This window comes from Ferrimonas lipolytica (genome assembly GCF_012295575.1).
GTDB classification, from domain to species: domain Bacteria; phylum Pseudomonadota; class Gammaproteobacteria; order Enterobacterales; family Shewanellaceae; genus Ferrimonas; species Ferrimonas lipolytica.
The window spans coordinates 2,223,026-2,237,697 of sequence record NZ_CP051180.1; the positions used below are offsets into that span (position 1 = coordinate 2,223,026).

The 14,672-nt window shown below is 51.4% G+C and carries 15 protein-coding genes; 11 read left to right on the forward strand and 4 right to left on the reverse strand.

The annotated features are described in order from the left end of the window. Positions 1–2: 2 nt before the first annotated feature. Positions 3–1,307, reverse strand: a complete 1,305-nt coding sequence (fadI, locus tag HER31_RS10235) for an acetyl-CoA C-acyltransferase FadI (RefSeq protein ID WP_168660484.1) — start codon at positions 1,305–1,307, stop codon at positions 3–5. A gap of 161 nt (positions 1,308–1,468) precedes the next feature. On the opposite strand from fadI, the gene HER31_RS10240 reads away from it, so the two are divergent. The 9 genes from HER31_RS10240 (at position 1,469) to HER31_RS10280 (ending at position 10,046) form a co-directional block, all read left to right on the forward strand. Continuing rightward, on the forward strand, positions 1,469–1,810 hold the full coding sequence (locus HER31_RS10240) for a hypothetical protein (protein WP_168660485.1): 342 nt from the start codon (positions 1,469–1,471) through the stop codon (positions 1,808–1,810). A gap of 58 nt (positions 1,811–1,868) precedes the next feature. Then, positions 1,869–2,825 (forward strand): AAA family ATPase, encoded by a 957-nt coding sequence (locus HER31_RS10245; RefSeq protein ID WP_168660486.1) that lies wholly within the window; start codon positions 1,869–1,871, stop codon positions 2,823–2,825. Beyond that, complete coding sequence (locus tag HER31_RS10250) at positions 2,826–3,734, forward strand: DUF58 domain-containing protein (RefSeq protein WP_168660487.1); 909 nt, start codon at positions 2,826–2,828, stop codon at positions 3,732–3,734. Further along, complete coding sequence (locus HER31_RS10255; RefSeq protein WP_168660488.1) at positions 3,731–4,177, forward strand: DUF4381 domain-containing protein; 447 nt, start codon at positions 3,731–3,733, stop codon at positions 4,175–4,177. Before HER31_RS10250 ends, HER31_RS10255 begins: the two co-directional genes overlap by 4 nt. After that, a complete protein-coding gene (locus tag HER31_RS10260; RefSeq protein ID WP_168660489.1) occupies positions 4,170–5,138 on the forward strand; it encodes a vWA domain-containing protein in 969 nt (322 codons plus the stop codon). Before HER31_RS10255 ends, HER31_RS10260 begins: the two co-directional genes overlap by 8 nt. Continuing rightward, on the forward strand, positions 5,131–7,059 hold the full coding sequence (locus HER31_RS10265; protein WP_168660490.1) for a vWA domain-containing protein: 1,929 nt from the start codon (positions 5,131–5,133) through the stop codon (positions 7,057–7,059). The genes HER31_RS10260 and HER31_RS10265 overlap by 8 nt, the downstream gene beginning before the upstream one ends. Continuing rightward, positions 7,053–8,705, forward strand: coding sequence for a BatD family protein (locus HER31_RS10270; RefSeq protein ID WP_168660491.1), 1,653 nt, complete (start codon positions 7,053–7,055; stop codon positions 8,703–8,705). Before HER31_RS10265 ends, HER31_RS10270 begins: the two co-directional genes overlap by 7 nt. An 80-nt stretch (positions 8,706–8,785) precedes the next feature. Beyond that, positions 8,786–9,352 (forward strand): sigma-70 family RNA polymerase sigma factor, encoded by a 567-nt coding sequence (locus HER31_RS10275; protein WP_168660492.1) that lies wholly within the window; start codon positions 8,786–8,788, stop codon positions 9,350–9,352. Next, positions 9,345–10,046 (forward strand): DUF3379 family protein, encoded by a 702-nt coding sequence (locus tag HER31_RS10280; RefSeq protein ID WP_168660493.1) that lies wholly within the window; start codon positions 9,345–9,347, stop codon positions 10,044–10,046. The genes HER31_RS10275 and HER31_RS10280 overlap by 8 nt, the downstream gene beginning before the upstream one ends. Positions 10,047–10,522: 476 nt before the next feature. Here the strand turns inward: HER31_RS10280 and HER31_RS10285 are convergent, their stop codons facing one another. Next, complete coding sequence (locus tag HER31_RS10285) at positions 10,523–10,741, reverse strand: hypothetical protein (protein WP_168660494.1); 219 nt, start codon at positions 10,739–10,741, stop codon at positions 10,523–10,525. Between the two features lie 27 nt (positions 10,742–10,768). Next, positions 10,769–11,683: a permease gene (locus tag HER31_RS10290; protein ID WP_202983548.1), complete on the reverse strand. Its 915-nt coding sequence runs from the start codon at positions 11,681–11,683 to the stop codon at positions 10,769–10,771. Positions 11,684–11,859: 176 nt separating this feature from the next. Here HER31_RS10290 and HER31_RS10295 point away from each other — a divergent pair, with 176 nt between their 5' ends. Next, positions 11,860–12,156: an ArsR/SmtB family transcription factor gene (locus HER31_RS10295; protein ID WP_168660495.1), complete on the forward strand. Its 297-nt coding sequence runs from the start codon at positions 11,860–11,862 to the stop codon at positions 12,154–12,156. 457 nt (positions 12,157–12,613) lie between these two features. On the opposite strand, the gene HER31_RS10300 is transcribed toward HER31_RS10295, so the two are convergent. Continuing rightward, on the reverse strand, positions 12,614–13,096 hold the full coding sequence (locus HER31_RS10300; RefSeq protein ID WP_168660496.1) for a GNAT family N-acetyltransferase: 483 nt from the start codon (positions 13,094–13,096) through the stop codon (positions 12,614–12,616). A gap of 121 nt (positions 13,097–13,217) precedes the next feature. On the opposite strand from HER31_RS10300, the gene putP reads away from it, so the two are divergent. Further along, on the forward strand, positions 13,218–14,657 hold the full coding sequence (putP, locus tag HER31_RS10305; RefSeq protein ID WP_168660497.1) for a sodium/proline symporter PutP: 1,440 nt from the start codon (positions 13,218–13,220) through the stop codon (positions 14,655–14,657). Positions 14,658–14,672: the final 15 nt, after the last annotated feature.

Below are 14,672 nucleotides of genomic sequence, written 5' to 3' on the forward strand. Positions count from 1 at the left end.
TGTTATTCTACCTCCACGATCATCGCTGCACCGAGACCACCTGCGGCACAAGCAGTCGTTAGGCCAGTACCGCCACCACGGCGTTTCAACTCATTACACAATTGGGTGATTAAGCGGGCGCCAGTAGCTGCAAATGGATGACCATAAGCCAGTGAACCACCGGTAACGTTAAACTTGTCCATATCGATATCGCCGATGATCTCGCTGCGACCGAGCTTCTCTTGAGCAAACTTCTTACTGCCGAACATCTTCATGTTGGCCAATGCTTGTGCAGCAAAGGCTTCGTGCATCTCGATAAGATCAAGATCCGCCAGCTTCATACCCGCACGCTCTAGCGCCATTGGCGTCGCGTAAGAAGGTCCCATCAACAAGTCTTCCCACACATCAATAGCACTGAATGCATAACTACGGATGTAGCCGATAGGATCATAACCCATTGCCTTGGCTCGGCTTTCAGACATCATCAGCAAGGCTGAAGCACCGTCAGTCAGTGGGGTTGAGTTAGCCGCCGATACAGTACCGTGCTTACGATCAAACACCGGCTTTAACTTAGCCAGCTTTTCCAACTGAATCGATTCACGAACGTTGTTATCGCGCTCAATAAATTGTTTGTATGGCGGTACATGACAGGTCATCACTTCGTTAGCCAGTACACCAGATTCCCACGTTTTATAAGCTAACTGGTGCGAACGAACGGTCAGCTCATCCTGAGCCTGACGGGTAATACCATGGCTTTTGGCCATCTGCTCTGCGGTTTGTCCCATCGACAGGCCGGTAGAAAACTCAGCAACTGCCGGTGGCTCCGGCGCCAAATCTCGGGGACGGAGCTTAGAAATAATCGATAAACGGTCACTAAGGCTGCGAGCCTTAGTTAAATCAACCAACGCATGCGCCAGACGCTTGCTCACACCGATAGGCAGTACCGAGCTGGAATCCGCACCACCAGCAATACCGACTTCAACCGAGCCAGCCATAATAGACTCAGCCACATTAACGGTTGATTGGAATGAGGTCGCACAGGCGCGGCTAACGGAATAGGCATCGGTACCAACATTCATGCCCGTGCCTAATACAATTTCACGGGCAATGTTCGGTGCCTTTGGCATCTGTACAACTTGGCCATACACCACTTGATCGATAATTGCCGGATCGATTTCGGTACGAGCGAGTAACTCTGATACCACCATCTTGCCCATATCCAACGCCGAGATCCCGTGAAAGGCGGTTGCTTGACGCGCAAACGGAGTACGGAGTCCAGAAACAATGGCTATTCGATCTCCCGCCGCAGTTTTCAATTGTTGCCTCATTATGTTCCCTCTTAATTCAACAATAGCAGTGTGACCAAGTCGAGGTCTGACCAGTCTTTTGTGACCTAATACTAACTATTGTTGCGTCGGTTTAAAACAGTTGTGTAAATTTGTAGCTCTAATCTGGGGTTCACGACTAATTTGAAGGACTTAAAAGACCGATGAAAGAGATGGTAGACAAGGGACGCAGGCCGCTTTCGATATGGATTTTGCTGTTATATGTACCCTTAGGGCTGCAGCTGTTATTTTGGATGATGGGCTTTCATTACGTAGATTTTAGCCTGCCAAAACAATTTGTTGAGTTACCAATGGCACTAATTCGCTACTACGCCAGTCTAACCCTGCTACTGCATCCATTGATTTATGCCTATGGCCTGTTCCATAGCTTGCATTTAAACCGAATTGGCGCAAAAGCGAGCAAGGTTTTGTTATCGTCGCTATTGCCGTTCGCCAGTGCTGGTCCATATCTCATTGGTGAAAGAATTTGGCAGTATTTCCAATAACTTTTGTTTTAAAATAAGTGCCTTACGCACTGACAGTTAACTTAGTAAGAGAGTTTCGATGCAACCGCAACGCCTCATTCAAATTCAGCAGTACCTGTCCAAAATGGTACTGGGTCAGCCAAACTTGGTCGAAGGGCTGCTTATCGCCCTATTTGCCGACGGTCACTTACTGGTAGAGGGGCCTCCTGGGTTAGCCAAAACCCGAGCGGTTAAAGCCTTGGCTGATTGCGTCGAGGGGGATTTTCAACGAATTCAATTTACCCCAGATCTTCTGCCAGCCGATCTCACTGGTACCGATATATTTCGCCAAGAGACCGGTCAATTTGAGTTTCAAACCGGGCCGCTATTCCATAACTTGATCTTGGCAGATGAGATCAACCGTGCTCCCGCGAAGGTGCAGTCAGCGCTATTGGAAGCGATGGCAGAAGGTCAGATCACCGTTGGCAAAAACAGCTACCGCTTACCAAAGCTGTTCTTAGTAATGGCGACGCAAAACCCAATTGAGAACGAAGGCACCTATCCGCTACCAGAGGCTCAGTTAGACCGCTTTTTACTGCACCTGTCATTGGATTACCCAGATGCGGAAACCGAGTTAGAGATCTTGACGCTGTCCCGCAATGAAGCACAACACAGCGAGTTGCAAAAGCCACAACCGCTAACTGAGTCGGAGCTGTTCGCTGCTCGTGACGAAGCCTTAAAGCTCTACCTAGCGCCGCAGCTAGAGAGCTACATCGTTGCCTTAACGATGGCAACTCGTCGTCCGGCTAGCCTCGATGAACAACTGGGCCAATGGCTCCAGTGGGGCGTTAGCCCTCGTGCCAGCATCGCCCTTGAGCGTTGTGCCCGGGCTCGCGCTTGGATCAATGGTCGCGACTATGTTGCGCCAGAAGATATTCAAGCGGTAGCACCAAACGTACTGCGTCACCGAATTCTGTTGAGCTACCAAGCGGAAGCGGAAGGGATCAGCAAGGATCAGGTGATCCAGCGTCTACTTAAATTGGTTGCGGTGCCGTAAATGCTAGCGTTACCCCGCCACAGTGATGGTGTGCAGGTGACCCTGCCCGAGCTGATTGCTCGGGCTGAACACCAAGGCTTGATCCGTAGCCACCACACCAATAATGCCAAAGCGTTGCAAGCCGGTGAGCGTCTGTCGCGGCTTAAAGGCCGTGGAATGGAGTTTGCCGAAGTACGTGCCTACCAGTATGGCGACGACGTACGCAGTATCGATTGGCGCGTCACCGCACGCACCGGTAAGGCCCACACCAAGTTGTTTCGCGACGAGCGTGAACAACCGGTGTTGCTGTGTGTTGATTTAGGCAGCCGCATGCAACTGGGCTCGAAGCTGGTACTGCAGGCTGTGCAAGCGGCTCACTTAGCCGCAACCATCGGTTGGCATGTCAGTAATCAAGGCGACCGCCTAGGCGGTATTATTGTCAACGAAACCGACCACAGTGAACTCAAGCCGCGAGCTCGCCGTGGTGGCCTGTTACCGCTGTTAGAAAGCATGGTTGAGCTCCAACCAACCACGGAGCACAACAATGACTACTGGCAACAAGCGCTAGAGCGGTTGCACCGCTTAGCGCGGGCAGGCAGCCAAGTTGTGATCATCACCAACCCGTTAGGTTTTGATGAGGCCTCGATGCAGCAAATCCGCCGCCTACGTCAGCACGCTCAGGTGCGCTTATTTTGTATCACTGATCCTCTGTTCGAACAGCTGGCGCAACAACGCCATAGCTTGCCGGTGCGACTGCCAAACCACGACAGCAATAGCTGGCTGGATAACGCCGGTAGTACTCAGTTGGCCAACCGCTGGCACCAAGCACAGCAGAATGCCGAACGATTTGGTCGTCAACATCAATTGCCGATCACCGAGATCAGTGCCGCCATACCACTAGAACAACAGTGGCAGAAACTCTGGTTATGAATCCGCTAGATCAACTACAAGATATTGCCCTACCCGCTCAGGTAGGCACATTTCCGTGGGCATGGGGCTGGTGGCTGTTGTTGGCCGTTACACTGGTCGCTATTGGTGCCGCTATTTATTGGCTCAAACAGCGGCGACAACAGCGCCACTTTGCCACTTTAGCGAGCACACAACTGACTCAGTTGAGCAGCACCGCGCCGCAGTTTTCACAGCAAGTAAGTGAACTACTGAAGCAAACCTTTGCCGCCTACGGTCAGCGTCAACAATGCGCCGCCTTGGCCGGTGAACAGTGGCATCAGTTCCTTAATGAGTATCACAGCGCCGATTGGTTAGCGCTGCTGGGTAACCCTTATCAACCGCAAGCAACTCACGGCGGCGAGTCGTTGCGTCAAGCTGCCCAACAAGTGCTAAAACAGATCCCCAAAGGAGTCCCCGATGCTTAGTTTGCAATGGCCATGGCTCCTGTTGCTCTTACCATTACCGTGGTTACTGCCGCGCAAGGCAAAAACCACCGCCGCCGCTCTACGTTTGCCAATGGGCTTAAGTCATTCTCTGCCGCTTGGGAGCGATCCAACCCCAAATCGCGCTTGGCAAGTCATCGCTGTGCTTATCTGGCTCTTGGCCGTCGGTGCCGCAACCCGACCGTTATGGCTTGGCGAGCCGGTAGCACTTAAGCGGGAAGGTCGCGATCTGATGGTGGCGGTTGATCTATCTGGTTCAATGCGAGTCGAAGATATGCAGCTCAATGGCCAGTTAGTCGACCGATTTACCATGATTCGTCAGGTTTTGGGGGATTTCATCGAGCGTCGAGATGGTGATCGTTTGGGACTAATCCTGTTTGCCAATGACGCTTACCTGCAAGCCCCGCTGACCTTTGATCGCAAAACCGTTAAACGCTTTTTGCAAGAAGCTGAACTTGGCTTAGTTGGCACCCAAACTGCAATTGGCAGTGCCATCGCCTTAGCGACGAAACGGTTTGAACAATTGGAGCAAAGTAACCGCGTGTTAGTGCTGCTGACTGACGGTGAAAACACTGCCGGTAAGTTTACCCCCGAGCAAGCGGTGCAGTTCGCTAAGCAAGCCAACGTTACCCTCTACACCATTGGTGTTGGCGCCAGCGAGATCCGTGAGCGGCGCCTGTTTGGTAGCCGTACTCAAAACCCGTCGAAAGAGTTAGATAAAGCCGAAGCCAGTTTTATCAAACTGAGTGAATCAACCGGTGGTCAATACTTCCGCGCCCGCAGCACCGATGAACTGGAACAGATCTATCAGGCCATCGATCAGCTGCAACCAATCGAGCGCGAACAAACCAAATGGCGGCCGCAAACCGAACTTTATCCGTGGTTGCTTTGCCCTGCATTACTGCTGTTATTCGTTACTGCATTAGGACGGCGTTTTGGCTGAATTTCATCTTTTGCGCCCGTGGGCGCTGGCGTTGCTTTTGCTACTGCCACCAATCTATTTGCTGCTTAAAAAACAGCGTAAACAGGGCCAATATTGGTCAAATGTGATCCCAGCGCATTTGCGTCAAGCGATGCTCGCTGGGCACGACAACAACACTAAGCCAGCGGCTTTGATGTGGCCGCTGTCCACCTTACTCTTAATGATATTGGCATTGTCTGGGCCCACTTGGGAAAAACAGCCGGTGCCTCTATTTCAGCTACAGCAAGGTCGGGTATTAGTGATGGATCTATCCGCCTCGATGTGGGCCACGGATCTCAAGCCTAACCGCCTAACTCAGGCCCGCTATAAAGCTCAAGATCTGCTTAAACTGCTAGATGAGGGAGAGATGGGGTTAGTCGCCTACGCCGGTGATGCGTTTGCTTTAGCGCCGTTAACCAGCGATCGCAGCACCATTGCCAATATCTTGCCAGCACTAGGCCCAGAAATGATGCCAGCACTTGGCTCCAATCTGCCTGCAGCCCTAACCCAAGCGGACCAACTGCTACGCGATGCTGGCCATCAAAGCGGTGAAATCATCCTATTGGCTGACGATGTGTTACCGGAGTATATGGATGAGGCCTTCGCCCTTATCGATAAGATGCCGTGGAAACTGCAGATCCTCGCCTTTGGCAGCAGCACCGGTGCGCCGATGAAGAACACTGAAGGCATTTTACTGCGGGATCTCGACGGCAGTGTCGCCTTTGCTAAAACCAACTACGACGCACTGACTAAACTGGCTCAACGGAGTGGCGGCAAAATGGTGCCCTATCACCCAAGCGATAACGATCTGCTGGCACTGCTGCCACAGCTAGACCCCAATCAGCCCGTTGATGAAACCAGCCAACAACAGAGCATGCAACAATGGCTCGACCGTGGCGGTTATCTTATTCCGTTACTGTTGCCATTATTAGCATTGGCATTGCGCCGCCACGGCCTGCTAGCCCTCGCACCATTGTTGCTGTTGGGCACGCCAAGCGCAGAAGCCAGCCCATGGCAAACCGATGATCAACGGGGGCAGCAGCTATTCGAGCAGCAGCAGTATCAGCAAGCAGCCGAAACCTTTACCGATCCCTCTTGGCGCGGCAGTGCTTACTATCGCGCTGGCGACTATCAAGGAGCATTAGACGCCTTTAATCAAGCGGAAGGGGCAGACGCGCTATTCAACCAAGGTAATGCCTTAGCCCAGCTTGGTGATACTGAACAAGCGTTGCAACGCTATCAACAAGCGTTGCAGCAGCAACCAGAACACCCCGGCGCCCTAGCCAACAAAGCATTGTTGGAGCAGTTACAGCAACAACAGCAACAACAGCAACAACAGCAACAATCTGGTGACGGTGAATCAGAACAGAGTCAACAAGACGATTCACAGCAGCAAGATAGCCAAAGCGAGGATGCTCAGCAGCAGGACGGCCAGCAACAGGATCAGCAGCAATCACAGCAAAACTCGCAGCAACAAGATCAATCTGAGCAAAGCTCTGAACAGCAGCAAGATCAAAACCAGAACAGCAGCAACGCCAACTCACAGCAGACGGATCAATCGCTAGATGAACCACAACAACCGCCTGAATCCGAGCCCAAGTCGAACCCTGCAACCGGCCAGCAAAGTCCTGAAGAGCAAGAGCAAGCACAACAAGCTGAGCAAATGGAAGCCGCTACGACAGATGAACAACCAGAGCAATCGGAGCAAGATGGCGAGCAACAAAACGCCGCCACTGCGCTGGGACAGCCCAGCCAACGAACAGAAGAACAGCAACAGCAGTTACAACAGATCCTCAACCAAGTGGAAGACGATCCGACCCTTCTGCTGCGCAATAAAATGCAATTGGAATACCAACGCCGTCGTCAACAAGGCAATGTTCAACGGGAGCAAACCCAGTGGTAATCGGTAACATCGGGCGGCGCTTGCTGCCATTTCTCCTTCTATTTTTGATTAGCCCTAGTTGGGGTTTCACCAAGCTTGTCGCCAGCATCGAAAAGAACCCGGTGATCGTCGGCCAATCATTTGGCATGCAGATCACCGCCGACGACAGCATTAACGATCAACTGGATTTAACGCCGTTGGAGCAAGATTTTATTATCTACCGCTCCCGTGTTAGTCAGCGCACCGAAGTGATCAACTTCGATATGAAGCGCCAAACCGTATGGACTCTTGAGCTGCGCGCCCGCCGCGAAGGCAAGATCACCATTCCGGCACTGACGCTTAATGGCATCAATAGCGACCCAATTAACTTAACTGCGATACCGTTGCAGGATATCCCCAACACGCCGGATCAACCGGTGCGGATTGAAACTACAGTAAGCGCCACTGAGGTGTGGTTAGGGCAACCAATTGCCATTACCGCACGGCTTATCATGGCTGCCGAACTGCAACGAGGTAATCTCGAAGCACCAGACCACCCAGACGTACAGATCCAACAGCAAGGTGAAGACAGTAACACCACCGAGATTATCGATGGAGTGCGGGTCCAAGTGATCACCCGCCAATACGTGGCTATTCCTCAACGCAGCGGCGAGATCGACTTAGGCAGTTTAAGCTTTAATGGCGACTTGATGGTGAGCACCGGTCGACCGGATCTGTTCAGCCGCGGTCGTGCGGTAAATTTTTCCGCCAGCAGCGCCCCAATAACCCTAAAAGTAAACGCTCAGCCAGCCCACTACCAAGGACAGTGGTTAGTGGCTGACTTGGCAACCCTACGCCTCGATCCCCTCGAACAAACAGAGTACGAGGTCGGCCAACCGGTAACCTTAACGCTGCGACTCACTGCGATGGGCGCCGTGGCTGAATCTTTGCCACAAATCGCCATTCCTGAGATCGATAACCTACGTTCCTACCCTGATAAACCGGAACGTCAAGGCGGTTTCCAACAGGGCAAACTGCTCGCACGAATGAGCCAAACCGTTGCCTTGGTGCCGCAACAGCCTGGCACCTATACCATTCCAGAGATCCGGGTGCCGTGGTGGAATGCCCGTTCCAACAAGCAAGAGTTCGCCGTTGCGCCAGCACAAACCATTACCGTTGTGCCAAGCAGCACCACAACTGCTCCAGCACCGGTGATTGCCACGCCCGTTACGGCTACAACAGTACAATCGGCAGCGCTGCAGCTATGGCAAGGCTTAACGGCTCTGTTCGCGCTGCTGTGGTTGCTCACCTTGATATGGGGATGGCGTCGCTCTGCTCCGCCACAAATAAGCACACCAAATCAAGCTGCGACTCTAGCTGCAAATCACAACAGTGCCTTACTGCAAGCCTGCCGCAAAAATCAAGCCGCAGTAGTGATCAACCTACTACCGCGCTGGGCTAGTGAACGCCATCAACAACCATTAACGCTCGCCGAAGTTGCCAAGGTTTACCCACAGCTTGAACCGCACATCGATGCACTGCAGCGAAGTCGTTTCTCACCAATGCAACAGCAATGGAATGGTGCCGAACTCGCGAACGCAATAAACCAGTGCGACCAGCAAAAAGCGACAAATAGTCAATCTTCATTGCCAGCGCTTAACCCTGCATCCACAATAGTCAACAACTAGCACCACAACTGCTGCCTGCAGTGCAGGCAGCAGTGACCTTTAAGCGGGTGTCATCCAAACAATAAAGGCGGATAAAGGAAATGTTCGGCGGATTTGGAAAGAAAAAAATGGAAACGGCGGTCTCCTCAGACATGATAAGTAAACAACGCCGTTACGAAACATTAGTGCGCGCCCTCCATACGGATCTATTCCGCTATGCCTACTGGCTGGTCAGCGACCGCTCGGTCGCGGAAGATTTGGTTCAAGAAACCTTCTTACGGGCGTGGAAGTCACTCGATTCACTCAAGGACGAAAAGGCTGCCAAAGCTTGGCTTATCACCATTTTACGGCGTGAGAACGCGCGCCGTTTTGAACGTAAACAGTTCGATTTGTCTGATATAGAAGACCATCAGCTTGCAGATACCACCACCGCTGGGCCGGACCAAAATACCGAAAGCCATCTGCTCCAACAAAAGATGGCACAGTTGCAACCGGACTATCGTGAACCGTTGATCCTGCAAGTTCTGTATGGCTTTAGTGGTGAAGAGATCGCCACCATCTTAGAGTTAAATCGTAACACCGTAATGACCCGCTTATTTCGAGCTCGTAATCAATTGCGAGAAGCGCTCGAAGTAGACCCGTTAGATGTTGGACACCGCAATGGATGATTTAGAATTCCGCCGGCGCCTATTTGCCGAGCCCAATAGCCAAGATCCGCAACTGACAGCGGCAACCTCGCTGTCCGAACAACGCAGTCAGCTGCGCGATGAAGTACGCCAACTCGATAGCAAGATCGTCGATGCGCTGAAAATCGATGTGCCAGAGGATCTCGCTGAACGCTTACTGCTGCGTCAAAATTTGACTGTGCATCAGCAATCCAAACGTCGGCACCGTTGGCAATTAGCAGCCGCCGCATCGGTTGCCTTTGTGGTAGGCATAACCTTTACCCTGATAAGCCAACGCCCTGACAACCTCGGTGCGCACGCCTTTGCCCATGTTGATCACGAAAACGACTTCGTTGCCGAGCTTAATGAACACGTAAGCCTTGCTTCGCTAAACTACAAAATGAAGCCGTTAGGTGGCCAGCTGGCAGCGCTTCCTGGTGATGTGGTTTATGCCAACTACTGCGACTTCCAAGGGGTTCGTAGCTTACACATTGTAATGGAAACACCACAGGGCCGAGTGACTCTGTTTATGATCCCGGAAGAGGGTGGGATGAATTTGCCGAGCACGTTTACCAACGATAAATATAACGGCGTTGGTGTCGACAAACATAATCTTCACCTCGCGCTGGTCGGCAACAAGCAACAAGAGCTGAAGCCAGTACTGGATGAGTTAAGCCGCAATATGAATGCGATTTAACCATTAACTCGGGAACAAAGCAGTGGCGCTGCTACCGCGACATAGCCACCACAAGGCCTCTACTGAGGCCTTATTACTGCTGTGTGCCAACTAAGTGCTGTTGTTGCTAATACTGTTAAAGCACCGGCTAGGCGAGTTTTGATACAAGGGCAAAGCACTACCGCCTGTAGGGGACGAATAAAGTTTCATACTGAACTCGACTGCACGCCCATCCAGCCGCTACCTAAAGTCTGTGTAGAAAATTAAAGTATCATACTCAACCATCGGTCATGCTCATTAGCACCTCAGTATTGAGTAATAAAGATGCATACTCGACCCGATGCTGCATGTTCGATGGTTATCTAGCCAAGGACCGGATCGTGCCCAAAGGGGACACTCGCCAAGTCCGGGGCAACGACAGCTTTGGCGCCAAAAGGGGTCATTCAGCAGATGTAACAAAGCCCGCGTAATGCGGGCTTTGGAACTAGGCATCAGATTTAGCCGCGACGACGGCGCAGACCAGCAATGGTCATCATGCTGAGCAGGTCGAACAAGCTAAGGGAACCACTGTCGCTGTCCTTGCCTCCGCCGTCAGGGCCGTCAGGGCCGTCAGGCTTATTGATGTCGGAGTCGTCACCGGTAGCGTTATCATCGTCACACCAGTCCACATTGCCGCAGGCGTTAGCACCGCACATGCGGCCAGCACATACGCTCAACGTCCGCGACGCCGTCGCCAATACCCGTTAAGCCACTAAGTTGTATAACAGTCCGGTTGAAATCGCCATGGTGAATACCACCAGCAGGAACACGGCAATCAACTTATTCTTGAACAGAGACTTCAACAAAATCACCTCGGTCAGACTGGCACCGGCACTGCCGACGATCAGCGCAAGCAATGCGCCCATGCTCATGCCTTTGGCGATCAGCACTGAACTCAGTGGGATCAGCGACTCAACCGTCAAGTAGAGCGGAATGCCAATAAACGCAGCCACAGGGATGGCGAACGAGTTGTGATCACCGGCGACGCGGGTGATGACTTCGGTTGGTACGAAGCCATAGACGAACGCACCGACGGCGACACCGATCATCAAGTAGGGAAAGGCTTTCTTAAAGTCATAGAAGGCGTTTTTGCCCACACGAATGAACAGGTTTTCTTTTGTCACAGCACTGCCACAGGTTCGGCTGCAAGTGACGCTTTCTTCACGGCCATCAAACACGGCGTCTTTGACCTGATCGGCAAAGCCAAACTTCTCTAATAGGTAGCCTGCGCTGACGGAAACACTTAGCGCAACCAAGAAGAACATCACTGAAGTGTTGAGGCCAAAGTTCAGGGTCAGCAGGCCGAACACCACTGGGTTTAGCAACGGACTGGCGATCAAAAACGTCATGATGTTGCCAAACCGAACCTGCGATTTGAACAGGCTTTTTAAAAACGGGATGGTACTCGCGGAGCAAAATGGGGTAATGGCCGCAAGTAAGGCGGCAATGACGTAGCCCCGTTCGTTGCCCATCAACTTCTTCACTTTTTCGGGGGGTAAGAACTGCTGGATCAACCCTACAAAGTAGCTAAAGAGAAAGAATAAGACGGTCAGTTGTGCGCCCAAATAGAAGGACATATAGGCTGCGTCTTTCAGCATGACAATAAATTCTGCGTTCATGGTCTACCACTTAATGCGTAAAAATAAGACGATTCGTTTAAGCTTCTATATTTCATGAAACCTTGAATCAAAAGGTGGGTGAAGTCTATTCACTCGAAACTGCCATGTCAACAATTCATGAAATCTTGATTTGTGTTAGAATGCGGTAACTGCTTGTTTCAACCAGAGGCAAAATCGTGGATTCGGTACAAAGTGCGAAAGTATTAAAAGAGTTAGGTCACCCTGAGCGATTACGTGTTTTTCAGGTGTTGTCGGATGTGGGGTTGGAAGGCATTACCGTGGGTGAGCTGAGGGATCGGCTGGAGATCAAGGGATCGACCCTGTCGAATTATCTATCCAACTTGGTGGCTGTCGATTTGGTGATTCAAACCCGTGAGGGTAAGTCGATACGTTGCGTCGCCAACTATGACACCTTCGATGCGGTGTTTTGCTATATCCGCAGCAACTGCGGCAAGATGCCTGCCACCTACTGAAGGGCGAACGGTTTCTAAGGCTCAGCAAGGCTTCAAGGGATCGGAGAAATAGAAATGGCCAATGACCGCTCTATGGCGATAGCAGATATTTAAGGCCGAGGCATTAGTGACCGATATTGGCCGACAACTGCCTGTGAGTCCCGGTCGGCCCCCTGATGCTTGCTGCATCAAAGTGGACTGAGTATGAATCTTTAATACTCAGTATGAGACTTTATTCCTCTCCTACACCGCCGTTGATCTTCCGCCGCATTGGAGCAGTTCAGCAAAGCGTTTGGGACTTCGACCTAAGGCAAGGGGGATTCATAAGGGGGCGACGCTCCCCCCCTAATGCATACAATAATGTGCCGTCGCCACCGCGACATAGCCCCCTAAAAGCACCGAAATCGGTGAAGCCAAAGGCTTGATATAAACCTCAACAGCTAACTACGACACAGCCCTTATTACTGCTGTGGCAACGTCATTGATGCGTAACTTGTACCGATGAGCAGCGGAGCTCCATATCTTGATGCATCACCCCGCCATCATCGTAAGGCGTTGAGGTTACCTCAAATCCAAACTGACCATAATATTGCTCTAATGCTACCTGAGCGGAGATCTTAATCTTTGCACTAGGGTTCAGCTTTTGGCCATGCTTCAACCCCTCTTGAATTAAAGCTCGCCCCAATGAACCACCGCGAGCCGCAGGCGCCAGTACGATCCGGCCCAATTTAATCAGTTGCTCGTCTGGCTGTAGCAAACGCAAATAACCCACTAATTGGCCCTGCTGTTCAACCAGCAGATGCAGTGCTTGCTGATCTTCGCCATCAACGTCGACATACAGGCTGTTTTGCTCAATTTGAAACACTTGCTCACGCAGTTGCAGTACTGCGTATAGCTGTTGTGTGGTTAGTTGTTCGAACGACATCCACGTCCAAGTCACATCTTGTTGTATACTGGTCACAATTTTTCCTTTCGTGGGTCTTACCACCAAGTGCATGCAACTATCGCATGGATTGGTTATGGCGATCGGATAGCGATTAATATCGACTAAAATTTATCACTACTAACTAGAAGAACTAACGATGCCTGTTTCTACTACCATCACTTTCTTCGCCTATCTCATCATGTTGTTGGTGATAGGCACGGTGGCATACAAAGCTACCACTACCTCTTCAGACTACATCCTCGGTGGTCGAAAAATGGGGCCAGCCGTTACCGCTTTGTCTGTCGGTGCCTCAGATATGTCTGGTTGGCTACTGCTTGGGCTTCCCGGCGCAATCTACATATCTGGATTAAGCGAAGTGTGGATCGGTATCGGTCTGGTTATCGGTGCCTGGCTCAATTGGTTCTTGGTCGCTAAACGACTGCGGATCTATACCGAATTCACCAATGATTCACTCACCTTACCGGACTTCCTCGAGCGTCGTTTTGCCGATAATGGCATTTTACGCTTGGTTGCAGCCAGCACTACCTTACTGTTCTTCACCTTCTATACGTCATCGGGCATGGTCGGGGGCGCCATTTTGTTTGAGCAAGTGTTCTCGCTAGATTACCAAACCGCACTATTAGTGGGCTCAGCAATTATTGTTTCGTACACCTTTGTGGGTGGTTTCTTTGCGGTAAGTTGGACTGACTTCTTCCAAGGGATCCTAATGTTAATCGCCTTGCTAATGGTGCCAGCTGTGGTGTTCTTTGGTGACGGCAACAACGCCATCGATGCACTCGATCCAGCTATGCTTGAAATCCTGCCAGAGAGCCTCACCACCATGACGATTATCTCGCTGATGGCATGGGGTTTAGGCTACTTTGGCCAACCCCACATCTTATCTCGCTTTATGGCCATCGGCTCAACCAAGGATCTACCGGTATCACGTCGCATCGCGATGAGTTGGATGGTGCTTTCCCTTATTGGTGCGCTAGCTACAGGCTTAGCCGGCGCGGTGATGTTCGCCGATGCACCGTTAGCCAACAAAGAAACCGTCTTTATTGAGTTGTCTAAGGTGCTATTTAACCCTTGGATTGCCGGTGTACTGATTGCGGCAATTCTCTCCGCCATTATGAGCACCATCGACTCACAATTGTTAGTTTGCTCCTCCGTGGTTACGGAAGACTTCTACCGCAAATGGATCAAACCAAGCGCGACCGAACGTGAACGCATAATGGTCGGCCGTTTAACTGTTTTAGGGGTTGCGGTATTGGCAACCGTCATTGCCCTAAACCCAGAATCAAGTGTGTTATCTCTAGTGAGCTACGCGTGGGCTGGTTTTGGCGCGGCCTTCGGTCCAGTGATCTTGTTGTCACTATACTGGCACTCTTACAGTCGCTTTGGTGCGATTGCGACGATTCTCGTTGGTGCTGTAACGGTGTTGATCTGGAAGCCTCTCGAAGGGGGAGTTTTCGATCTTTACGAGCTGTTGCCAGGATTCATCTTTGCATCACTGGCCGGAATAATTGTCAGCCTAATTAAGCCAGCGGAGCAAACAGTTAGAGCAAAACATGCGCAGTTTGAGCAACAGCTCTAGATGGACGATTAACAA

Coding starts and splice junctions, on each gene's coding strand:
- fadI (WP_168660484.1), bottom strand. CDS start 1,307: ATGAGGCAACAATTGAAAACTGCGGCGGGAGATCGAATAGCCATTGTT.
- HER31_RS10240 (WP_168660485.1), top strand. CDS start 1,469: ATGAAAGAGATGGTAGACAAGGGACGCAGGCCGCTTTCGATATGGATT.
- HER31_RS10245 (WP_168660486.1), top strand. CDS start 1,869: ATGCAACCGCAACGCCTCATTCAAATTCAGCAGTACCTGTCCAAAATG.
- HER31_RS10250 (WP_168660487.1), top strand. CDS start 2,826: ATGCTAGCGTTACCCCGCCACAGTGATGGTGTGCAGGTGACCCTGCCC.
- HER31_RS10255 (WP_168660488.1), top strand. CDS start 3,731: ATGAATCCGCTAGATCAACTACAAGATATTGCCCTACCCGCTCAGGTA.
- HER31_RS10260 (WP_168660489.1), top strand. CDS start 4,170: ATGCTTAGTTTGCAATGGCCATGGCTCCTGTTGCTCTTACCATTACCG.
- HER31_RS10275 (WP_168660492.1), top strand. CDS start 8,786: ATGTTCGGCGGATTTGGAAAGAAAAAAATGGAAACGGCGGTCTCCTCA.
- HER31_RS10280 (WP_168660493.1), top strand. CDS start 9,345: ATGGATGATTTAGAATTCCGCCGGCGCCTATTTGCCGAGCCCAATAGC.
- HER31_RS10290 (WP_202983548.1), bottom strand. CDS start 11,683: ATGAACGCAGAATTTATTGTCATGCTGAAAGACGCAGCCTATATGTCC.
- putP (WP_168660497.1), top strand. CDS start 13,218: ATGCCTGTTTCTACTACCATCACTTTCTTCGCCTATCTCATCATGTTG.